At 72.4% G+C, this 20,461-nt stretch carries 18 protein-coding genes and 2 tRNA genes; 7 read left to right on the top strand and 13 right to left on the bottom strand.

All coding sequences use genetic code 11. The annotated features are described in order from the left end of the window. Positions 1–38 precede the first annotated feature (38 nt). Both ACGGZK_RS01100 and ACGGZK_RS01105 read right to left on the bottom strand, forming a co-directional pair. Positions 39–389: a VOC family protein gene (locus ACGGZK_RS01100; protein ID WP_395244430.1), complete on the bottom strand. Its 351-nt coding sequence runs from the start codon at positions 387–389 to the stop codon at positions 39–41. A 149-nt stretch (positions 390–538) separates the two neighbouring features. After that, the gene (locus tag ACGGZK_RS01105; protein WP_395244431.1) at positions 539–1,195 is read right to left on the bottom strand and encodes a TetR/AcrR family transcriptional regulator; all 657 of its coding nucleotides are present in this window, start codon (positions 1,193–1,195) and stop codon (positions 539–541) included. Between the two features lie 103 nt (positions 1,196–1,298). Between ACGGZK_RS01105 and ACGGZK_RS01110 the strand changes: the two genes are divergently transcribed. Beyond that, positions 1,299–2,702, top strand: a complete 1,404-nt coding sequence (locus ACGGZK_RS01110) for an MFS transporter (protein ID WP_395244432.1) — start codon at positions 1,299–1,301, stop codon at positions 2,700–2,702. Positions 2,703–2,742: 40 nt separating this feature from the next. On the opposite strand, the gene ACGGZK_RS01115 is transcribed toward ACGGZK_RS01110, so the two are convergent. Beyond that, positions 2,743–3,291, bottom strand: a complete 549-nt coding sequence (locus tag ACGGZK_RS01115; protein ID WP_395244433.1) for a TetR/AcrR family transcriptional regulator — start codon at positions 3,289–3,291, stop codon at positions 2,743–2,745. A 109-nt stretch (positions 3,292–3,400) separates the two neighbouring features. Between ACGGZK_RS01115 and ACGGZK_RS01120 the strand changes: the two genes are divergently transcribed. Next, complete coding sequence (locus tag ACGGZK_RS01120) at positions 3,401–4,330, top strand: SDR family NAD(P)-dependent oxidoreductase (RefSeq protein WP_395244434.1); 930 nt, start codon at positions 3,401–3,403, stop codon at positions 4,328–4,330. A 16-nt stretch (positions 4,331–4,346) separates the two neighbouring features. Here ACGGZK_RS01120 and aroE read toward each other — a convergent pair whose 3' ends face one another. The 6 genes from aroE to ACGGZK_RS01150 all read right to left on the bottom strand — a co-directional run bounded on the left by aroE (position 4,347) and on the right by ACGGZK_RS01150 (position 10,258). Then, positions 4,347–5,195 carry a shikimate dehydrogenase gene (gene aroE, locus ACGGZK_RS01125; protein ID WP_395244435.1) on the bottom strand — a complete coding sequence of 283 codons (849 nt, stop codon included), beginning with the start codon at positions 5,193–5,195 and terminating at the stop codon, positions 4,347–4,349. Next, a complete protein-coding gene (locus ACGGZK_RS01130; RefSeq protein ID WP_395244436.1) occupies positions 5,192–6,796 on the bottom strand; it encodes a GMC oxidoreductase in 1,605 nt (534 codons plus the stop codon). Before ACGGZK_RS01130 ends, aroE begins: the two co-directional genes overlap by 4 nt. After that, complete coding sequence (locus ACGGZK_RS01135) at positions 6,793–7,155, bottom strand: putative quinol monooxygenase (protein ID WP_395244437.1); 363 nt, start codon at positions 7,153–7,155, stop codon at positions 6,793–6,795. The genes ACGGZK_RS01130 and ACGGZK_RS01135 overlap by 4 nt, the downstream gene beginning before the upstream one ends. After that, complete coding sequence (locus tag ACGGZK_RS01140) at positions 7,152–7,946, bottom strand: ATP-binding cassette domain-containing protein (RefSeq protein WP_395244438.1); 795 nt, start codon at positions 7,944–7,946, stop codon at positions 7,152–7,154. The genes ACGGZK_RS01135 and ACGGZK_RS01140 overlap by 4 nt, the downstream gene beginning before the upstream one ends. After that, positions 7,943–9,019 (bottom strand): ABC transporter permease, encoded by a 1,077-nt coding sequence (locus ACGGZK_RS01145; RefSeq protein ID WP_395244439.1) that lies wholly within the window; start codon positions 9,017–9,019, stop codon positions 7,943–7,945. The genes ACGGZK_RS01140 and ACGGZK_RS01145 overlap by 4 nt, the downstream gene beginning before the upstream one ends. Before the next feature lie 144 nt (positions 9,020–9,163). Further along, positions 9,164–10,258, bottom strand: coding sequence for a substrate-binding domain-containing protein (locus tag ACGGZK_RS01150; RefSeq protein ID WP_395244440.1), 1,095 nt, complete (start codon positions 10,256–10,258; stop codon positions 9,164–9,166). A gap of 170 nt (positions 10,259–10,428) precedes the next feature. Between ACGGZK_RS01150 and ACGGZK_RS01155 the strand changes: the two genes are divergently transcribed. From ACGGZK_RS01155 to ACGGZK_RS01165, 3 genes are all read left to right on the top strand, one after another. Next, entirely contained in the window at positions 10,429–11,547 is a 1,119-nt protein-coding gene (locus tag ACGGZK_RS01155; protein ID WP_395246017.1) for a LacI family DNA-binding transcriptional regulator, read from the top strand. Continuing rightward, on the top strand, positions 11,433–12,392 hold the full coding sequence (locus ACGGZK_RS01160; protein ID WP_395244441.1) for a PfkB family carbohydrate kinase: 960 nt from the start codon (positions 11,433–11,435) through the stop codon (positions 12,390–12,392). Before ACGGZK_RS01155 ends, ACGGZK_RS01160 begins: the two co-directional genes overlap by 115 nt. A gap of 232 nt (positions 12,393–12,624) precedes the next feature. Next, positions 12,625–15,495, top strand: coding sequence for a GH32 C-terminal domain-containing protein (locus ACGGZK_RS01165; protein ID WP_395244442.1), 2,871 nt, complete (start codon positions 12,625–12,627; stop codon positions 15,493–15,495). 82 nt (positions 15,496–15,577) lie between these two features. Here ACGGZK_RS01165 and ACGGZK_RS01170 read toward each other — a convergent pair whose 3' ends face one another. Then, a complete protein-coding gene (locus ACGGZK_RS01170) occupies positions 15,578–17,995 on the bottom strand; it encodes a beta-galactosidase (RefSeq protein ID WP_395244443.1) in 2,418 nt (805 codons plus the stop codon). Between the two features lie 150 nt (positions 17,996–18,145). On the opposite strand from ACGGZK_RS01170, the gene ACGGZK_RS01175 reads away from it, so the two are divergent. Next, a complete protein-coding gene (locus ACGGZK_RS01175) occupies positions 18,146–18,472 on the top strand; it encodes a hypothetical protein (protein ID WP_395244444.1) in 327 nt (108 codons plus the stop codon). A gap of 45 nt (positions 18,473–18,517) precedes the next feature. Here the strand turns inward: ACGGZK_RS01175 and ACGGZK_RS01180 are convergent, their stop codons facing one another. Beyond that, positions 18,518–18,892, bottom strand: coding sequence for a winged helix-turn-helix transcriptional regulator (locus ACGGZK_RS01180; protein WP_395244445.1), 375 nt, complete (start codon positions 18,890–18,892; stop codon positions 18,518–18,520). A gap of 58 nt (positions 18,893–18,950) precedes the next feature. On the opposite strand from ACGGZK_RS01180, the gene ACGGZK_RS01185 reads away from it, so the two are divergent. Continuing rightward, on the top strand, positions 18,951–19,985 hold the full coding sequence (locus tag ACGGZK_RS01185; protein WP_395244446.1) for an LLM class flavin-dependent oxidoreductase: 1,035 nt from the start codon (positions 18,951–18,953) through the stop codon (positions 19,983–19,985). A 95-nt stretch (positions 19,986–20,080) separates the two neighbouring features. On the opposite strand, the gene ACGGZK_RS01190 is transcribed toward ACGGZK_RS01185, so the two are convergent. Together ACGGZK_RS01190 and ACGGZK_RS01195 are read right to left on the bottom strand one after the other, a co-directional pair. After that, positions 20,081–20,154 (bottom strand) — tRNA-Met (locus tag ACGGZK_RS01190). A 33-nt stretch (positions 20,155–20,187) separates the two neighbouring features. After that, positions 20,188–20,259, bottom strand: a tRNA-Thr gene (locus tag ACGGZK_RS01195). Positions 20,260–20,461 lie beyond the last annotated feature (202 nt).

Raw genomic sequence — 20,461 nt, forward strand, 5'->3', positions numbered from 1 at the left:
GCGGCGACGCCTCGGCCGGCCGGGCCGGGGCGCGCGACCTACGCCGGGATCGAGGCGACCACGCAGATCACGTGGCCGTCGGGATCGCGGAGCACGCTCTGCCGTTCGCCCCACGGCTGATCCCCCGGCGGGTCCACGACGCTGCCGCCGTGCGCCACCGCGTCAGCGGCCGCCCGGTCGACGTCGTCGACCTCGTACGCGATCGCCACGCCGAGGTCGCTCGACTCCGCTCCCCGTTCGTGCAGCAGCAGGTCGACCGACCCGCTCCGCAACCGCGCCAGCTCGCCGGATTCCCAATACGGCTCGAATCCCAGCGCATCCGCGTAGAACCCGGCGGACCGCCGGAGGTCCGAGACGGAGACGATGACGCGCGCGAGCGACCTGACCACGGCGAACCCCTTCCTGGGTGGGCGACGGAGCACCGCGGGAACCGCGGCCCACGCGACGGTACTCCCGGCGCACGCGCCATCCGGAACGCCGCGCGGGTTCTCCGCGCAGGTCGCTCGATCCGCCTGCGCTCGGCCCGCGGCGGGGCGCGTCAGCCCGCGCTGTTGAGCGCGAGCCACTCCGACCACTGCATGGGCTCGCCGCGCAGGATCGACGGGTCGGCCGCGGCTGCGCGGAGACCGGCCAGGTAGGCGTCGAGCTGGCGGAGGTGGATCTCGACTCGGCGGTCGCGGGACGTGGGCAGTGCGGGCCGCAGGTGGGTGAGCGCGCTCATCAGCTCGGCGGCGGTGTAGTCCGCGGGCAGGGCGCCGGTGCCGGCGTCACGGGCGACGAGGGCGTCGAGCGCGAGGCGGAGCCTGTCGGCCGAGGCATCCACCTCGGGGCCGAGGCCGAGTTGCTGTCCGAAGGTGGTGAGCAGCAGGCCGGGCGCCTGACGGATGTGCCGTTCGAGGAAGCCTCGGACGGCCGCGCCCGGCTCGGCCGCGGTCGCGTCGACGGCGAGGTCGGTGGCCTGCTGGAGGGCGAGGAGCCGGAGCGCGCGGACCAGGAGATCCTTGCTCGGGTAGCGGCGATAGATACTCGCGACCCCCACGCCGGCACGATCGGCGATCGCCGACATCGGGGCGCCGTCGCCGTGCTCGGCGAAGACGGCGCGAGCCGCCTCGAGCACGGTGGTGTCGTTCTCGCGGGCCTCGCGCGCACGGCCGCGCGGTCGCGACGACGTCGCTGCGCTGCCGTCGGGATCCATCCCACCAGCGTAGTGGCGAGGATGCTACAGTTGACCGGAACGGATCATTCCGTTCCGGTTTTCCTTGCTACCGCGTGCACCTCCGAGAGGACCCCGATCCCCCATGACCGTCGCCACCCCATCGCCGTCGACGCGGCCCAGCCCGGTCGTCGCCGCGGATCCGTCGCCGGGCGTCTCCCGCCGCATCGTCGTCGCGCTCGCCCTCGCGGTGCTCGCGTATTCGCTCATGCAGACCCTGCTCGTACCGGCGCTGCCCGTCTTCGCCGACGGCTTCGGGCTGGACGCCGCGGGCAGCGGCTGGGTGCTGACGTCGTACCTCCTGAGCGGCGCCGTGGCGGCCCCGATCCTCGGCTCGCTCGGCGACCGGTTCGGCCACCGCAGGCTCCTGGTCGTCAGCCTCGTCGTGTTCGCCGTCGGCGGGGTGGTGTGCGCGCTCGCGCCGGGCTTCGGTGTGCTCCTGGCCGGGCGCGTGCTGCAGGGCGCATCGACCGCGACCTTCCCGCTCGCACTCGCGATCGTCCGTCGCCACCTGCCGGCCGCCGGTCAGCGCACCGCGGTCGGCTGGCTCAGCGGCACCATCGGACTCGGCGCCGGCGTCGCGCTCGTGCTCGGCGGGCTCATCGTGCAACTCCTCTCCTGGCCGTGGCTCTTCATCCTCGGCACCGGACTCGGCCTCCTCGCGCTGCTGCTCGTCATGCGGTGGGTGCCGGCCTCGCACCGCGGTGCGGGTACCCGCACCGACTGGGTCGGCGGCGCGCTCCTGGTCGTCGGCCTGCTGGCGCTGCTCCTCGCCGTGTCGCAGGGCGGGAAGTGGGGTTGGACCTCCCCCGTCACCTTGCTCCTGGCAGTCGTCGCCGCGGCCGGGATCGCCGGGCTCGTGCTCGTGGAACTCCGAGTCGCGCAGCCGCTCGTCGACATGCGGGTGCTGGCGCGTCCCGTACTGCTCCTGACGAACGGCCTCACGCTGTTCCTCGGGTTCGTGCCGTACCTCTTCTACGTCGGGCTGCCGGTGCTGCTCGAGTCGGGCACCGGCGCGGGGCACGGCCTCGATGTCGCCACCGCGGGGCTCGTCATGCTGCCGAGCGCCGTGCTCGTGTTCCTCGGCGGCCGCATGGCCCCCGCGCTCGCGACCCGGATGCGCACGCCCGTCGTCGCGGCGTTGTCGATGGCGCTGATGGGCCTGGGCGCGGCGGGTGCCGCCCTGGCGCCGTCCTCGCTCATCGCCGTCATCGGCTCGTTCGCGCTGCTCGGGCTCGGACAGGGCGTCGGCTTCGCCGTGGTCGCCGAGCTCGTATCGCAACTCGCACCGCGATCGGAGGTGGCGTCGGCGGTCGCCGTCAACGGCGTACTCCGCACGGTCGGCTCGGCGCTCGGCGCCCCGATCACGGCGCTGTTCCTCGTCGACGCCGCGGTCGGCGCGGGCGAGTTCGCGGCGCTCTTCGCGTTCGCGGCGCTGGTCAGCATGGTGGGCGTGGTGCTCGCCGGCTTCATCCGCCCGCGGGCGTAGCCGCCGACCCTCCTCGAGTTCGCGCCGTCTGGGAGGACGACTACGCCGGCTCGGCCCGGATCCCCGCGAGCATCGTGTCGAGGAGGAACCCGCGGTCGTCGTCGCCGCCGATGCGGACGGCGTGCTCGATGCCGCACACCAGGTGCTGCAGTCGCGCCGTCGTGAGGTCGGCACGGACGACGCCAGCCTCGCGGGCCGCGGCGACGACGGCGTCGGCGACCTGCGCCAGCTCGCGCTTCAGCGTCGCGACGTCGGCACTGGCATCCTCCGACGCGAGGAGCACGGCCTGGAGGCCGCCGTCCTCGAGTTGCAGCGCGAGCCCGTCGCGCACGAGGAGGTCGAGCGCGACGGCGGGGTCGGGTTCGGCGGCGGCACGGCGGGCGAGCTCGCGGTAGCGCTCGAGGTCGCTCGTGACGACCGCCTCGAGCAGGGCGTGCACGGTCGGGAAGTGGCGGTAGACGGTGCCGACGCCGACCCCGGCCCGGCGCGCGACGTCGTTGAGGCGCAGGTCGGCGGGGTCGCACTGCCGGGCGACGTCGAGGATGCGCACCCGGCTGCGGGCGGCGTCGGCGCGTTGGACGGGGGTCATGCGGACATCCTACCCGCGAAGCGGATTGTCTATCCGGATTGTGGTACCGTCGTCGCCGAACACTGAAACGGATACCTCATCCGTTTCCCATCCTCGAAGGAGCCGCGCCATGACCTGGAACCCCGCCCACCTGCCCGGCCAGCACGGCCGCACCCACGTCGTCACCGGCTCGACCGCCGGCATCGGCTACTTCGCCGCCGAGCAGCTCGCCGGCGCTGGCGCCCACGTCGTGCTCGCATCCCGCTCCGCGCCGAAGCTCGAGCGCGCACGCGCGTCGATCCTCGACCAGGTGCCCGGGGCATCCGTCTCGACCGTCGTCCTCGACCTCGCCTCGCTCGCATCGGTCCGTCGCGCGGCCGACGAGCTCGCCGCCTCGGGGCGCATCGACGGCCTGTTCCTGAACGGCGGCGCCATGGAGCGCGCTCGCGGCGCGACCACCGCCGACGGCCTGCCCCTGCTCATCGGCACGCACGCGATCGCGGGCTTCGCCCTCAGCGCGCTGCTCCTGCCGACGCTCGCCGCGACCGGGCGCGAGACGGGCACGCCGGCACGCATCGTGCACGCGTCGACCGGCTTCGTCCGGATGCTGAAGCTCGACGTCGACGACCTCGCCGCCCCGCCGCGCGGATTCCTCCGCGACTACACGCACGCCAAGACCGCGACCGAGCTCGCCGCCTACGAGCTCGACCGCCGCCTCCGCACGGCCGGACTCCCGGTCGCGTCGATCGTCGCGCACCCCGGCGTCGGCGTCGACGCGAAGACCCCCGCGCGACGCGGCGTCTACGACCCGCGCACGCAGCGGCGGCGCAACCCGTTCAGCCCCTGGGCGCAGGGCAAGGACGCCGCCGCCTGGCCGGCCGTGCGCGCGCTCACCGACCCGTCCGTCGTCGGCGGCGAGTCCTTCGGCCCCGAGGGCGGGCGCCGCGGCGCACCGGTCCGGATCGAGCCGAACGCGCACGCCGCCGAGGCGGAGGCATCCCGCGTCGCCCGCGCGTGGGCGCAGCTCGAGGTGCTCGGCGGGGTGCCCGTCGCGGCGTGAGCGGAGGGGCGGTGGTCTACCCGAACGCCTCGGCGAGCGCCTGCCGCATCACCTCCGGATCCGCGTCGCGACCCGTCCACAGCCGGATGCCGAGGACGCCCTGGTTGACGAGCATCCCCAGGCCGTCGACCGTGCGGCAACCGCGGCGCTCGGCCTCCGCCAGGAACGCGGTGCGTGCGGGGTTCGGGATCACGTCGGCGACCACCGTCTCGGCGGCGAGCGTGCCGTAGTCGAGGTCGGGGCGGGAGTCGACGTCGGGGGCGAGGCCGATCGACGTCGCGTTCACGAGCACGTCGGTGCCGTCGGGGAGGGCGAAGCCGGGCGTCCACGGGAGTGCACGCGCGACAGCGTCCGTCGCCTGCGCGACCTCGGCGGCGAGGGCGGCGCCGCGGTCGGCGTCGCGGTTCACGATCGTGAGATCGGATGCCCCGGCGAGCGCCAGCTCGAACGCGATCGCGCGTGCCGCGCCGCCCGCGCCCAGGACGACGACCCGGGTACCGGCGGGGTCGACCGTCTCGGCGAGCGAGGCGAGGAAGCCCTTGCCGTCGGTGTTCTCGCCGACGAGTCGCCCGTCGCGCACGACCACGCAGTTCACCGCCCCGATGAGCCGTGCCGACTCGGCGAGGGCGTCGAGGTGCTCGATCACCGCGATCTTGTGGGGCAGCGAGCAGTTGAAGCCCGTCCACCCCTGCGCGACCGCACCGCGGACCGCGTCGCCGAGCAGCTCCGGCGCGACCTCGCAGTTCAGGTACCTGGCGTCGAGGCCGAGCGCCCGGTACGCCGCCTCGACCATGGCGACCGTCGGGTTCTCACCGGCCGGGCGCGAGAAGGAGCCGGTGATGGTGGACAGGAATGAACGCGTCATGACTCCCCCTGGAGGTCGGTGGCGGATGCCCCGGCACGAGTGCCTCCCGCGGCCGCAGCGAGGTGCGGGGCCACGCGGATCGCGTTCGCGGCGATGGTCAGCGCGGGGTTGAGGGCGGCTGACGACGCGAACCCGGAGCTGTCGACGAGCCAGAGGTTCCCGACGTCGTGGCTGCGGCACGTCGCGTCGAGCACGCTCGTCGCCGGGTCGTGGCCGGCGACCGCGGTGCCGCACTGGTGCGAGTTCGTCTCGATGCCCATGCGCCGGGTGAGGATCAGCGGGTATCCGGCGCGGCGGACGGCGCGGGACATCCGCCGCACGAACTCCCGGTGCGGGGCGAGGTTGTTCGGCTTCCAGTGCACGGTGATGCGGTCGCCGTCGACGGTGATGCGGTTGTCGGGGTCGGGGAGGTCCTCGGTCGTGAGGTAGAGGTCGATCGACCGGTCGGTGATCATCGTGAGCATCCAGTCGGGCACCCACGGCTTCGCCTTCTTGACGTGTGCCGCGTGCAGCTTGCCGAGCATCTGCAGGTTGCCGAGCGGGAACGGCGTGTCGGGGCCGGCGAGGTACCAGTCGTTCATGCCGAGCGTCTTCTGCCAGGCGGTGTCGTTGCGGCCGGGGCCGACGCCCATGAAGAAGGTGCTGTTGTGCACCATGTAGTTGCGCCCGACGAGGCCCGACGAGTTGGCGAGCCCGTCGGGGTGGCGGTCGGCGGCCGAACGCAGGAGGAGCGCCGCGGAGTTCACGGCGCCGGCCGCGACGACGAACTGCTTCGCCTCGAGCCGGAGCGCGCGGCCGTGGCGCCGCGCCTCGGCGGCGACGACGCGGGTGCCATCGGCGCCGGTGACGAGCCGGGTCACCTCGGTGTCGACGAGCAGGCGCACGTTCTCGTGCTCGAGGGCGGGGCGGATGGCTCGATTCTCGGTGTCGCTCTTCGCCCCCGACTCGGAGGGGCATCCGTCGGATGCGGTGTCGGCGACCCGCTCGGCCTGCGTGTCGAGGTTCATGCCGTTCGCCATGTGGAAGGGATGGAGCCCCTGCGAGCGGAGCGACTGGGCGAGGCGCTCGACCACGGGTTCGTGCGCGAGCGGGGGCCGCGGGTACCCGGCCGAGTGCCGCGGTTCGGTCGGGTCCTCCCCGAGCGCGCCGTGCACCTCGTAGAGCCGCTCGGCGGTGACGTAGTGCGGCTCGAGTTCGTCGTAGCCGAACGCCCACGCCGGCGAGACGCCGTCGTGGTGGGCGAGCTCCCCGAAGTCCTCGGCGCGGAACCGCGGCAGGCACGCCCCGTAGAACTTCGTGTTGCCGCCGACCCACGAGTACACGCCGGGCTGGAACGGCCGCCCGGTCGCGGCGTCGGTCCACGAGGGCGAGGTGCGGTAGCGGCCTCGGAGGAACATCTCCCGCGGGTCGCCGTTCTGCGGCTCGCGCGGCAGGAACCCGCCGCGCTCCACGAGCAGCACGTCGAGCCCCGAGTCGCGCAGCGCCCAGGCGAGCGTGCCGCCGCCCATGCCCGACCCGATGATCACGATGTCGGCCGAGAGGGTCCCGCGTTCGTCGGGTTCGGCGAGCGCGCCGGCGCGGAGGGGGGTGTCGGCGCTCATGCGCGCACCTCCAGGAACGTGAGCTGGGAGCCGTCCTCCTCGATGAGCGGGCCGAGCGCCGCGTTGAAGGGCACGCCGTACGGCGCGGCCAGGTGCTCGGCGAAGGCCGCGGCATCCCGGTAGGCCTCGGTCACGACGAACCGGCGGCCGACCGGCGCGAGGCCGACGCCGGCGCCCACCAGCGCCTCTCCGTCGAGCCGGGGTGCCGGGGCGACGCGGTGCGGCGTGAAGTCGAGGCATCCGGGCTCCTGCCGCACCGCCTCGGCGAGCGCGAGGAGGAGGCGCTCGACCTCCTCCTCGTCACCCGGTCGGGCGGTGAACTCCGCGACGAGGCGCACCGGAGTCGTCCCCGGCGTCATCCGCGCGACGCGCCGGTCATGATCGCGACGGCGTCGGTCATCGAGTGCGACTCGGGCGTGATCGTCGCGGCGCGCTTGCCGAGGCGCTGGATGTGGATGCGGTCGGCGACCTCGAACACGTGCGGCATGTTGTGCGAGATGAGGATCACGGGGATCCCCTGGTCGCGCAGCCGCTTCACCAGCTCGAGCACCTGGTTCGACTCCCGCACGCCGAGGGCGGCGGTCGGCTCGTCGAGCACGACGACCTTCGAGCCGAACGCGGCGGCGCGGGCGACGGCGACGGCCTGGCGCTGGCCGCCCGACAGGTTCTCGACCGGCACGGTGACGTCCTGCAGGGTCGAGATGCCGAGCGCGCTCAGCTGCTCTCGGGCCTGCCGGCGCATGCCCTTCTGGTCGACGACGCGGAACACCGAGCCGAGGATGCCCTTCTTGCGCACCTCGCGGCCGAGGAACAGGTTCGACGCGACGTCGAGCGCGGGCGAGACGGCGAGGTTCTGGTAGACCGTCTCGATGCCGGCGGCGCGCGCGTCCTGCGGGCGCTTGAAGTGCACGGGCCGGCCATCGAGGAGGAGCTCCCCCTCGTCGGGCACGTACGCGCCGGTGAGGCACTTGATCAGCGTCGACTTGCCGGCGCCGTTGTCGCCGATGACGGCGAGCACCTCGCCCGGGTACAGCTCGAGGCTCACGCCGTCGAGGCCGACGACCCGGCCGAACGTCTTCACGAGACGGCGGGCCTGCAGCACGGGGGTGCGGGTCTGGGTTCCCGACGATGCGGGCGTTGCGATGGTCACTTGCGTACCTTCCGAATCCACTGGTCGACCGAGACGGCCACGATGATGAGCACGCCGACCGCGAAGGTCTGCCAGAGCACGTCGAGCCCGGCGAGCGAGAGTCCGTTGCGGAACACGCCGACGATGAGCGCACCGAGGAGGGTGCCCCACACCGTGCCGCGACCGCCGAAGAGGCTGGTGCCGCCGATGACGACGGCGGTGATCGAGTCGAGGTTGAGCTCGGCGCCCGCGTTCGGCGAGGCGGCGTTGGTGCGGCCGATCTGGATCCAGGCGCCGAGCGCCAGGATGGCGCCGGCGGCGAGGTAGACGCTCATGAGCACGCGGCCGACGCTGATGCCGGCCAGGCGCGCGGCCTCGGGGTCGTCGCCGACGGCGTAGACGTGACGGCCCCAGGCCGTCTTCGACAGGATCAGCGCGACGGCCACGTAGAGCAGCAGCATGAGGAGTACGCCGACGGTGAAGTTGACGCCGCCGATCGAGAACGTCGACCCGGTCCAGGTGAGGAGGGCCGGCATGTCCCCGCCGCGGACGGTCGCGCCGCCCGAGTACAGCAGCGTGAGGGCCACGAAGATGCTCAGCGTGCCGAGGGTGACGATGAAGGGCGGCAGCTTGAGCCGCGTGACGAGCACGCCGTTGAGCGCGCCGGCGGCGAGGCCGACGACGAGGCCGAGGAACAGGGCGAGCACGGCGGGCACGCCCTGCTGCACGCTGGTCTGCGCGATGACCATCGAGCTCAGCACCATGACCGCGCCGATGGAGAGGTCGATGCCGGCGGTGAGGATCACCAGGGTCTGCGCGACCGCGAGGGTGCCGACGACGGCGACCTGCTGGGTGATGAGCGAGAGGTTCGCCGGGTTCAGGAAGCGGTCGTTCAGGAGTCCGAAGACGATGATCGCGATGACCAGCACGATCGCCGGGCTGATCGCCGGGTAGCGGTGCAGGACGTTGCGGATGCGGCTGAGGGGGGTGGACCGGTCGAGGAACTCCTCGGCGAGGTCGAGCGCCGAGGTCGGCGGCCCGCCGGTCGGCTGGGTCGGCGCCACGGGCGCCGGATCGGTCGTGTGCTGACTCACGTTGGTACTCCGTCGTGTCGGTTGGGAAGTGCGGTGAGGGGCGGGGCGGTGCGGGCCGGGGAGGTTCGGATGCGTGGCATCCGTCACCCGACCCGCACCGGGCTCAGGGCGCCGGGCGATCGGCGGGGCGATCGGCCGGGCCGATCAGCCCCAGCAGATCTCGCCGGCCTCGGCGGTGTCGATCGAGTCGACGCCGTCCTGCGGGTCGTCGGTGACGAGGGCGACGCCGGTGTTGAAGAAGTCGAGGCCGTCGCTCGTCTCGGGCTTCTTCCCGGTCTTCACGAGGTCGAAGATCGCCTGCACGCCGAGGTTCGCCATGCGCACCGGGTACTGCTGGCTCGTCGCGCCGATCACGCCGTCCTGCACGTTCTGCACGCCGGCGCAGCCGCCGTCGATCGAGACGACGATGAGGTCGTCGGTCGCGCCGGCGGCCTTGAACGCCTCGTAGGCGCCGTAGGCGGCGGGCTCGTTGATCGTGTAGACGACGTTGATGTCGGGGTTCTTCGAGATGAGGGTCTCGGCGGCGGTGCGACCGCCGTCCTCGGCGCCACCGGATGCCTCGTTCCCGACGATCTCGTAGTCGCCGCCGGAGTACGTGCCGGTCTTCGCCTCGTCGCCGTTCTTCCCGGCGTCGGCGGTATCGATGCCCATGCCGTCGAGGAAGCCCTGGTCGCGGTTGTAGTCGACCGAGACGACCTTGTCGTCGAAGAGGTCGATGAGGGCGATGGTGGCCTTCTCGCCGCCGAGCTTCGCGGCGGTCCACTCGCCGATCTCCTGCCCGGCGAGGAAGTTGTCGGTCGCGAAGGTGATGTCGACCGACTCGGGGTCGGCGGGCGGGGTGTCGAGCGCGATGACGTAGAGGCCGGCGTCGCGGGCCTTGACGAGCGCGTCCTCCACGCCGGGGCCGTTCGGGGTGATCAGGATGCCGGCGTCGCCCTTGGAGATGGCGTTCTCGATGGCCTGGATCTGGGTGTCCTCGTCGCCGTCCTCCTTGCCGGCGGCGAGCGTGAGGTTCACGCCGAGCTTGTCGGCGGCCTCCTTCGCGCCGTCCTGCATCGCGACGAAGAACGGGTTGGTGGTCGTCTTGACGATGAGCGAGACGCCGATCTCGTCGCCGTCTCCCGAAGCGCTCGAGCCGCTGTTCGCCGCACAGCCCGTCAGGGCGAGTGCGGCCGCCGCGGTGACCGCGATGCCGGTGACGAGTCGACGGCGGAGCCGCCCGGGTGCTGCGTGATTCATCGATGAATCTCCTCTGGTGTGGCGGACCGTTGTCCTCCTGACAACGATGTCAAACATAGGTGTAGTCGATGCCGATGTGTATAGTCAAGTCGAACTTGCACATTGGAGACCGAATCGTGACACCGTTGTCAGAGGCCACGACGGGCGATGGCCCGCGCTCCCGCCCGACCATGCGCCACGTCGCCGCGCTCGCCGGCGTGGGCATCAAGACCGTCTCTCGCGTGATCAACGGCGAACCCAACGTGAGCCCCGCGACCGTCGCCCGAGTGCGCGAGGCGGCGCGCACCCTCGACTACCAACCCGACCTCCACGCCGGCAACCTCCGTCGCGCCGACGGCCGCACGCGCACGCTCGGCCTCCTCGTCGGCAGCGTCGACAACCCGTTCGCCGGCTCCGTGCACCGCGCGGTCGAGGACGCGGCGCTCCGACGCGGCGTCGCGGTCTTCGCGTCGAGCCTCGACGACGACCCCGACCGCGAGCAGGCGAGCGTCTCGGCGTTCCTCAGCCGCCGGGTCGACGGCCTCATCCTCACCACCGTCTCCGACAGCCAGGCGTACCTCGCCCCCGAGCTGCGCCGGGGCACGCCCATCGTCTTCGTCGACCGCGAGCCGGCGGGCGTCTCCTCCGACGTGGTCGTCAGCGACAACGCCGAGGGCGCCGCCGCGGCGACCGGACACCTCATCGAGCACGGCCACCGCCGGATCGCCTACCTCGGCGACCGGTCGCGCATCCAGACCGCGCGCGAACGTCGTCGCGGCTTCCTCGAGGAACTCGGCCGGGCCGGCGTCGCCACGCGCGACCTCCCCATGGTGCTCGAGCTGCACGACGAGGCATCCGCCTACGAGGCGACCGTCGCGCTGCTCTCGCAGCCCGACCCGCCGACCGCCGTCTTCTCCAGCCAGAACCTCGTCACCATCGGCGCCATCCGGGCGCTCCGCGAGCTCGGGCGCCACCTCGACACCGCGCTCGTCGGATTCGACGACGTGCCGCTGGCCGACCTGCTCGAGCCCGGCGTGACCGTCGTCGCGCAGGACCCGTACGCCATCGGCCGCATCGCGGCGGAGCGCATCTTCGCCCGCCTCGACGGCGACGACTCCCCCGCGGCCCGCACCGTCGTGCCGACCACCCTGATCGAGCGCGGCAGCGGCGAGATCCCCCGAGAGCAGGCTGACGGATGCCCCAGCACACCGACGAACCACGCCCCCGCATCACCGTCATCGGCGACGCCCTCATCGACGAGCTGCGCGACCCGACCGGCTCCCGCGAGTTCATCGGCGGGGCCGCGCTGAACGTCGCGGTCGGCCTCTCGCTGCTCGGCGACGACGTGACGCTCGTCGCCATGGTCGGCGACGACGAGCCCGGGCGGCGCATCCGCGCGTACCTCGACGACTACGGGGTGCGGCTCGTCGCGAGCCCGTCGGCGCACGGCAGCTCCCGCGCGATCTCCGACCGTCGCGACGGCGAACCGCGGTACGAGTTCAACGAGGCCGCACAGCGGCGGGCGCTCCGCTTCGACGAGGCGACGCTCGCCGCGATCGACGAGGCCGACCTCGTCGTGGTGAGCTGCTTCCCGTTCGACGACGCCGACCAGTCGGCCGCACTGCGCGACGCGATCGCCCGCAGCGCCGAGCGACTCCTGCTCGATGGCAACCCGCGCGCGGGCATGCTGCGCGACCGGGAGGCATTCGTCGCGACCTTCGAGGAGTTCGCCGCGAGGTCGCTGCTCGTGAAGGTCGGCGACGAGGACGCCGAGCTCCTGCTCAGGGCCGCGCTCGACGCCTTCGTCGGCCGGCTCCGGCGTGCGGCGGATGCGGCCGGCCCATCGCGCGGTCGCCCGCTGGCGGTGCTCGCCACCGCGGGTCGGGAGGGCGCGACCGTGCATCACGGCGACCTCGAGGTGCACGCGGGCATCGTCGCGCTGCCGGGCCCGGTCGTCGACACGATGGGCGCCGGCGACGCGACGCTGTCGGCGGTGGCGCATCACGTCGCCCGGTCCGGCCTGCCCGGCGACGAGGCATCCTGGGCGGTCGCGCTGGAGGCGGCGATGTCGATCGCGGCCGCGACCGTGCGCCACGAGGGCGCCCTGCTGCGCGTGCCGCCGACGCGGGAGCCGGTCGAGCTGCTCGGCAGCTGACGCGCGTGCGGGATGCCTCGACGGCCGGATCGTCCGGCCGCCGGGGCATCTTCGCGTGATCCTTGCATTGTCCGCTCGACACTGCGTAGCATCGCCCGAGTCAGACCTGACAACGATGTCACCCTCGGTGACGGGTTCCGCGCGATGAAGGGCGAATGATCCGATGACCACGGTATCAAGATGGAGACTAGCCGCCGTTGCGGCGGTGACCGCGGCCGGCTGCACGCTGGCCATGGCAGCCCCGGCCCTGGCCGACGACGCACCCGATCCGGCGAGCGAGCAGTACCGCCCGTACCTGCACTTCTCCCCGGAACGCAACTGGATGAACGACCCCAACGGCATGGTCTACGTCGACGGCACCTGGCACCTGTTCTTCCAGCACAACCCCGCCGGCACCCGCTGGGGCAACATGAGCTGGGGCCACGCGACGAGCACCGACCTCGTGCACTGGGAGGAGCAGCCGCTCGCGATCCCGCAGACGTTCGACGCGAACGGCACCGCCATCGAGGACATCTTCTCGGGCTCCGTCGTCTACGACGAGGCGAACACGAGCGGCCTGGGCACCGCCGAGAACCCGCCGCTCATCGCGATCTACACGAGCGCGTACACCGGCGCCCACCCCACCCACGCCGGCACGCAGGCGCAGTCGCTCGCCTACTCGCTCGACCGCGGGCAGACGTGGACCAAGTACGACGGCAACCCCGTCTACGACCGGAACTCGGCGAACTTCCGCGACCCGAAGGTGTTCCGGTACACGAACCCCGCCACCGGCGAGTCGTACTGGGTGATGGCGGCCGTCGAGGCCACCTCGTACCAGGTGATCCTGTCGCGCAGCGACGACCTGAAGGCCTGGACCCAGCTCAGCACCTTCGGCCCCGCGAACGCGACCGGAGGCATCTGGGAGTGCCCCGACCTGTTCCCGCTCGCCGTCGACGGCGACCCGGCGAACACCAAGTGGGTGCTCGTCGTGAACCTGAACCCCGGCGCCCCGAACGGCGGCTCGGGCGGGCAGTACTTCGTCGGCGACTTCGACGGCACGACGTTCACCTCGGAGAGCACGGTGAGCGCCGACCAGCTGCCCGAGGGCACGGTCTTCGCCGGCTTCGACGACGGCACCTACGAGGGGTGGACCGTCTCGAACGAACCCGGGAACTGGAAGGGCGGCCCGTGGGGCGCCGCCCCGGCCGCCGGCAGCCTGCCCGGCCAGAACCCCGTGTCGGGCCACGTCGGCGCCGGCCTCGTCAACGGCTTCAACGACGGCGACTGGCCCGTCGGCACCCTCGAGTCGCCGACGTTCGCCATCGCCGATGACTACGTCAACCTGCTCGTCGGCGGCGGCAACCACCCGCACGTCGAGGGTGCGCAGCTCGGCAACGAGCCGCCGGAGGGCAGCCGCCTGCTGTTCGACGGCTTCGAGTTCGCCGACGGCACCACCCTCGCCGACACCGGCTGGACCATCACGGGCGACTTCGCCACCGACCCGGCCCGCAACCCGTCGACCGCGGGCGGCGACTCCTACCTCGGCGCGAAGCGGCTGAACACCTGGGAGGGCGGCCCGAAGGGCGACGACAACGTCGGCGACCTCACCTCCACGGCGTTCACCATCGAGCCCGGCGAAGGCCACCTGTCGTTCCTGCTCGGCGGCGGCAAGCGCACCGACGGCACGCTCGAGGCGCAGCTCCTCGTCGACGGCCAGGTCGTGCGCTCGGCGACCGGCCCCGAGGCGGGCGCGCTGAACTGGCGCAGCTGGGATGTCTCGGAGTTCGCCGGCCGCGAGGCCACGTTCCGCGTGCACGACGCCGCCACCGGCGGCTGGGGCCACCTCACCGTCGACCACGTCGTGCTCGCTGCCTCGCCCGCGCAGGTCCGCTCCGACGAGACGACCGTCAACCTCGTCGTCGACGGCGAGGTCGTGCGCACGGCCACCGGGTCGAACAGCGAGGGCCTCGACTGGCGGAGCTGGGATGTCTCGGAGTACGTCGGGCGCGAGGCATCCGTGCGCATCGTCGACAACAACCGGTCGGGCTGGGGGCACGTCCTCGTCGACCAGGTGATGTTCGCCGACGCGCCCGCGACACCGCGCGTCGAGACGTACGACTGGCTCGACTGGGGCCGCGACTACTACGCGACGGTGTCGTTCAACGACGCCCCCGACGGCCGGCGCGTGATGCTGGGCTGGATGAACGACTGGGACTACGCGCAGGACATCCCGACCGGCTCGTGGCGGAGCGCGATGGCGCTGCCCCGCGAGGTCGCACTCGTCACCACGCCGGAGGGGCCGCGCCTCACGCAGCAGGTCGTACCCGAGTTCGCGCAGCTCGAGCAGGCTGACCGCGCGTGGAGCGCCCGCTCCCGCGCGATCGCGGAGGGCGCCACGACGCTGCCGGTCTCGGGCGACCGGGTGCGCATCGACGCCGTCATCGATCCGGGCACGGCGGATGCCTCGGGCCTCACGGTGCTCGGCGATGACGACGCCGCGACCCGGATCGGCTACGACGCGACGACCGGCCGCCTCTTCGTCGACCGGCGCGACTCCGGGGTGACCGGATTCCACCCGGCCTTCGCCTCGCTCGACGACGTCGCCGTGCCGCTCGCCGACGGACGCATCGCGTTCACCGTCTACGTCGACCGGTCGTCGGTGGAGGTGTTCACCGCCGACGGGCTCACCACGATCACCGACCAGGTGTTCCCGAACGCCGGCGCCGACCGCATCGGCCTCTTCGCCGACGGCGGCTCCGCCCGGCTGGACTCGCTGACGGTCACCCCGCTCCACGGGGCGATGTGGAAGGAGGCCGGCGTCGACGGTGCGACCTCGGCGCCGCCTGCCGCGGAGCTGTCGTCGACCTCCGGGCCGAAGTCCGCCGACAAGGACGGGAAGTACCTCGTCAAGGTCAAGGTCGGCAAGGGCCAGCCGACGACGGTCGTCCGCCTGATCGAGGACGGGACGGTCATCGGCCGGGTGTACCGCACGACCGGGAGCGACCGCATGGTCGAGTTCCCCGTCGTCGGCGCGGCCCCGGGCGCGCACCGGTACACCGTCGAGCTCGAGAACTCGGCCGGCGTCAGGCCGGGCGGCGAGATCACGGTCCGGGTCGCCGGGTGAGAGGCCGGGTGGGGCGCGCCGTGCTGACCGGCGTGTCCCACCCACTCGCGGCGCGCGCGTCCTCGGTGGGCGGCCGGCCTCGCTACCGGAGCGAGCGGCTCCGCACTGGCGTGACCGTCACGGACCTGAACTCGAGCGTGGGCTCGGTAACCCGCGGCCGAACCCGTTCATCGACGTGGACGCCGCTGTCGGGCGCCCACGCGAAGGCCTTGAGCACCAGGGGATCCGTGGCGAGGGCGTCGCGGTACGGCATCAGGTCGAGTTCCAGCGGCCGGCCGTACCAGAACTGGTCTGTGATCACCTCGCCCCCGAGGTACACCCGGATGGCGTCGCCGACCCAGTCGATCGTGAGGATCGCCCGCTCCGCGTCGTCGAGGACGTCGACGGGAACCCGGACCTCGAGCGGCTCGAGCGAGGCGAAGTCGTCGTCGGTGGGTGCGGAGAAGCGGCCCGCCGACCCCGCGATCCGCACCGGTGCGAGCGCCTCCTCGGTGGGCTCGGGGATCGCCAGGCCGGTCGCGCGAACGCCGGCGGGCACGGCGAACCGGGTGAAGATGCTCCCCTCGCCCGGGATCTCCTCGAGCCCGGCTCCCCGGAGCGGCGGGAACGCGTCGAGGGTGGCCTCCGCCTCAGGCAGCGCGATGCGGAAGCCGCCGTCGAACCATCCCGCGCCCCGCCAGATGACCAGGGAGTCCCGTCCGTCGACCACGCCTCGCCAGACCGACTGGGCGGTGGCGGAGTCGAGGAAGAGCAGGGTGGTGTCGCCGACGTGGACCTCGCATCCGAGGCCGGGTGCGGTGTCGGGTGTCGCGATCACGATGCCGGCGGCCGTGCGCACCTCGGCTCCGCGCACGTCGGCGGGGTCGACGCCCTCCAGTTGGAGCTCGACGTCGATGCCGTCGATCGCGGCGAACACCACGAGGTGGCCGGTCTCGGTGCCGACCGCGGTGATCGGCTGCGCGGTCGCGGTGAGTGCCGCGATGGAGCCGAACCGCTGGCGCAGGGGCCACGCGAAGTACGCGCCGGACGGCAGGGTGATCGGCGTAGTGGGGACGGTGATCCTGCCGTCGTCGAACTCGACGGCGAACTGCACGTCGTGGAGCGGCGGGAGCGCGGCGAGCGCGGGCTGGTGGTTGTTGGCGAACAGGAAGCCGCGTCGGCCGTCGCTGCGAACGGCCCACCGCGGCGCCCCGGCAGCCTCGTCCGCCTCGTCCGGGATGGTCGTCGCGGTGGTCGCGAGCGCCTCGGTGAACGACTCGATCATGAGGTGCTGCTGCCGCAGCTGGTGGAAGTGGGGGCGCTCGCCGCCCATCGCGCCAAGCGGGGCGGCGAAGTCGTAGTCGCGGACCGGCATGTCGTTCGGGTACCCCGTCGCGTGGGACTCCTGCGTCGTCGAGTGCGACCCGAAGACGTGCGTGCCGCCGTGGTACATGTAGTACCCCTGCCACGCCGACCCGCTCCCGAGCTTGGCGAGGGCGAGCGCGGCGACGTCGTCGGGGTCGACGAGCGGGCGCCGGTGGTACGCGATCGCCATCCCGCCCCCGAGCTCGCAGGTCACGTACGGCCAGGGATCGTCGGCGCCGAGGGTCGCGCCGTCGGCGAGGTCGACTGGAGTCTCCCGGAGGTCGGCGCCCACGGAGAGGTCGTCGCGGACGGTGCTGTAGGTGAAGTGCAGCTTCCCGAAGTCCGGCCAGCCGGTGTCGGACTCCTCCCAGAAGCCGTCGGAGTAGCCGGCGTACACCGGCAGCACCTGGCCGCGCGGAAGTTCGGCGCCGCCCCAACCGGTGGCCGTCCAGAGCGAGGCCGTCAGCCCGACCTCCTCGGCGAGGTCTCGGAGCGTCGCGAGGTGCGGCCCGTCGTCGTACAACTCGTTGTCGATCTGGACCCCGATGATCGGCCCGTCGGGATTGCCGGCGGAGTGGAAGAGGCCGCGGACCTGTTCCTCGATCGCGGTGTACCACCGACGGACATGCGCCAGGTAGGCCGGGTCGTTGCTGCGGTGCCGGATCGGGAGGGCTTGGAGCCAGTCGGGGAATCCGCCGTTGCGCGTCTCGCCATGTGCCCACGGGCCGATGCGGATCATGACCGCGAGGCCCGCCCGATCCGCCGTCTCGACGAAGGTGCGGACGTCCCGGTGGCCGTCCCATCGCAGGTCGCCCTCGGTCTCCTCATGGAGGATCCAGAGCAGGTAGGTGGCGACGGTGTTGATGCCGCCGGCCCGCATCTTCCGCAGCTCGGTCTCCCAGCGCTCGGGGCGGTCGCGGCTGAAGTGGTACTTGCCCATGACGGGGATCCAGGGCTTCCCGTTCCGCGTCACCGAGCGGGTGGTGAGCCGGATTGGGTTCTCGACGTCGTCGGCGTCGCCCATGTCGAGCGGTGCCGGGCCGACCGGCGCCGGAGCCGTCACCGTGACGCGGTACGGGTGCGATTCGCTCGCGTGGGAGGTGGTCGTCGGCTCGGTGGCGCTCCGGCGATGTTCGCCGTCGAACTGTTGCTTCATCAGCACCGACCGTACGCGCGCAGGGCCGAGTCTCCCAAGGAGGATCGAATGGGAGACATGGACGATCGTCTGATTCTCGGGATCTGCATCCCGCGCAGATCCGCGCACAACAGCGAGGTTGCGCGAGAATCTCCTGCGGAGGGAGAACGGATGCAGGCCGATTGGGACGAGTCGTACTTCGATGCGCAGCGCCAGGACGCGTCGACGTACTGGGTTTGCTTCTGGACGGGCGACGACGTCGAACAGGCGGCGCAGCACGATCCCCACCGCATCACCGGTGCGGCCTCGGTCGAGGAGGTGCTCGACTGGGTGCACCGCGAGCGGGGAGAGCGTCGGTTCGAGCTGTTCGTCGAGACGCTCGACCATGCCGAGTCACGGGAACGCGGTTGGGTGACCGAGCGGAGGCTCGTCCGCCTCGCCGGCGACTTCCGGCCCGCCGGCGTCTCGGTCACGATCCCCTTGACGCAGGGCGACTGACGCCCCCGCCTGCGAGGTCTCCCGTGCCCGACGCGGAGTCTCGCGTCACCCCGCGGTCGGCCGCACCGCCTGCGCGTCCTGGTGGTCGAGGATCGCCTCGCCATGCTCCCTCGCCCACATCGTGAGCATCCGGATCGGCTCGTCGAGGGTGCGGCCGAGCTCCGTGAGCTCGTACTCGACGCGGGGCGGAGCCTCGGCATAGGCCCGCCGCTCGACGAGCCCGTTGCCCTGCAACCGACGCAGGGTCTGGGTGAGGACCTTCCGGGAGACCCCGCCGATGAGGGCGACGAGGTCCTTGTGCCGTTTCGGCCCGTCGGTGAGCGCGAACAACGTCACCACCGACCACTTGTCGGCGATGACCTCGATCGCCAGGCGCGCCGGGCAGTCGGCCAGGAACACGGTGCCTGCGGGCTTCTCCACCCCTTGAAGGTACCGATAGGCACCGACCGGTACCTATCGGGCTCCTAGCGTCGTGGACATGGAACTCGGCGTCTACTCCCTCACCGAACGCACCGAACCAACCGGAGGAACCGAACCGACCGGAGCGGCCGGACGGGCTGCGCTGCTTGATCGCGTGCGGGACGTCATCGACTACGGCGTCCGCGCCGATGAGGTGGGGCTGGACGCCTTCGGCATCGGGGAGCATCACACCCCTCGCTTCGCGGTCGCCTCCCCGTCCGTCGTCCTGGCCGCCGTCGCGGCGCGCACGTCGAGGATCACGCTCACGAGCGCGGTCTCGGTGCTCAGCGTCCTCGACCCCGTCCGCCTCTACCAGGACTTCGCGCAGCTCGACCTCGTCTCGGGCGGACGCGCGGAGATCACCACGGGTCGGAGCGCCTACGGCGAGCCCTTCGACCTCTTCGGTGTTCCGGTAGAGGCGATCGACGACGTCTTCGAGGAGAAGCTGGAACTCCTGCTCGGGCTCCGCCGAGGCACGGAGCTGTCCTGGTCGGGCCGGTACCGGACTCCGTTGCAGCAGGCGGTGGTCCCGCCGCGACTCGACCGCGAACTCCCCGTGCGGATCGGCGTGGGCGGCACCCGGCAGAGCGCCGAGCGGGCGGGCCGGCTGGGGCTGCCGATGACGCTGGCCGTGCTCGTCGGCGACCCGGCCGGCCTCGCCCCCATCGCCACGGCCTACCGAGCCGCCGCACGGCAGCACGGTCACGATCCGAGCACCCTGTCGATCGGATCGGCCAGTCACTTCCACGTCGGCCCCACCAGTCGGGAAGCCCGCGACACGTTCTACCCCCACTACCGCGCCTACGTCGCCGATGGTCGAGGCATCCACCTCGATCGCGAGACGTTCGATGCCATGTGCGCTCCGCGAGGCCCGCTCGTCGTCGGCGGCCCGAGGGAGGTCGCCGACAAGATCCTGCGCCAACGCGAAGCACTCGGCATCGACCGCTTCCTCGGCCAGGTCGACATCGGCGGCCTGCCGCGGGCCACCGTTCTGGAGTCGATCGATCGCTTCGCCGCCGACGTCGCGCCGCTGGTGCGCGGCGTCACCGGATAGGACTCCGGCGGGACGGCAACGGGAGGGGCGGCCGGCAGCGGCGGCCGCGGAACGGAAGAAGCCCCGGCGACCTCATGGTCGACGGGGCTTCGCTGTAGCGAGGGCGGGACTCGAACCCGCGACACCACGATTATGAGCCGTGTGCTCTAACCACCTGAGCTACCCCGCCGCGAGGTCAACCGGACGAAACCGGAAGAACCAGAGCCCCGAGTCAGGATTGAACTGACGACCCCTTCCTTACCATGGAAGTGCTCTACCACTGAGCTATCGGGGCGTGTGCCGTGTTGGCAACCGTACGAGGATAACACCTGTTCGGCCGTGCTCCGAATCGAGGGTCGTAACGCTCCGGTTCGATGGTCGCGGCGCTCCGGTTCGATGGTCGCGGCGCTCCGGATCGAGGGTCCCGACGCCTCCGGGCGAGCATCCCGACGCCCCGATCGCCGCCCGCGACCCGGCTCCGGGCCCGCACGGATGCG

It is taken from the genome of Agromyces sp. MMS24-K17 (assembly GCF_043950245.1).
In the GTDB taxonomy this organism is placed as follows: domain Bacteria; phylum Actinomycetota; class Actinomycetes; order Actinomycetales; family Microbacteriaceae; genus Agromyces.

Excerpts from the sequence above, each read along its gene's own strand:
- ACGGZK_RS01105 (WP_395244431.1), bottom strand. The coding sequence starts at position 1,195 with ATGGATCCCGACGGCAGCGCAGCGACGTCGTCGCGACCGCGCGGCCGT.
- ACGGZK_RS01110 (WP_395244432.1), top strand. The coding sequence starts at position 1,299 with ATGACCGTCGCCACCCCATCGCCGTCGACGCGGCCCAGCCCGGTCGTC.
- ACGGZK_RS01115 (WP_395244433.1), bottom strand. The coding sequence starts at position 3,291 with ATGACCCCCGTCCAACGCGCCGACGCCGCCCGCAGCCGGGTGCGCATC.
- ACGGZK_RS01120 (WP_395244434.1), top strand. The coding sequence starts at position 3,401 with ATGACCTGGAACCCCGCCCACCTGCCCGGCCAGCACGGCCGCACCCAC.
- aroE (WP_395244435.1), bottom strand. The coding sequence starts at position 5,195 with ATGACGCGTTCATTCCTGTCCACCATCACCGGCTCCTTCTCGCGCCCG.
- ACGGZK_RS01130 (WP_395244436.1), bottom strand. The coding sequence starts at position 6,796 with ATGAGCGCCGACACCCCCCTCCGCGCCGGCGCGCTCGCCGAACCCGAC.
- ACGGZK_RS01135 (WP_395244437.1), bottom strand. The coding sequence starts at position 7,155 with ATGACGCCGGGGACGACTCCGGTGCGCCTCGTCGCGGAGTTCACCGCC.
- ACGGZK_RS01150 (WP_395244440.1), bottom strand. The coding sequence starts at position 10,258 with ATGAATCACGCAGCACCCGGGCGGCTCCGCCGTCGACTCGTCACCGGC.
- ACGGZK_RS01155 (WP_395246017.1), top strand. The coding sequence starts at position 10,429 with ATGCGCCACGTCGCCGCGCTCGCCGGCGTGGGCATCAAGACCGTCTCT.
- ACGGZK_RS01160 (WP_395244441.1), top strand. The coding sequence starts at position 11,433 with ATGCCCCAGCACACCGACGAACCACGCCCCCGCATCACCGTCATCGGC.
- ACGGZK_RS01165 (WP_395244442.1), top strand. The coding sequence starts at position 12,625 with ATGGCAGCCCCGGCCCTGGCCGACGACGCACCCGATCCGGCGAGCGAG.
- ACGGZK_RS01170 (WP_395244443.1), bottom strand. The coding sequence starts at position 17,995 with ATGAAGCAACAGTTCGACGGCGAACATCGCCGGAGCGCCACCGAGCCG.
- ACGGZK_RS01175 (WP_395244444.1), top strand. The coding sequence starts at position 18,146 with ATGCAGGCCGATTGGGACGAGTCGTACTTCGATGCGCAGCGCCAGGAC.
- ACGGZK_RS01185 (WP_395244446.1), top strand. The coding sequence starts at position 18,951 with ATGGAACTCGGCGTCTACTCCCTCACCGAACGCACCGAACCAACCGGA.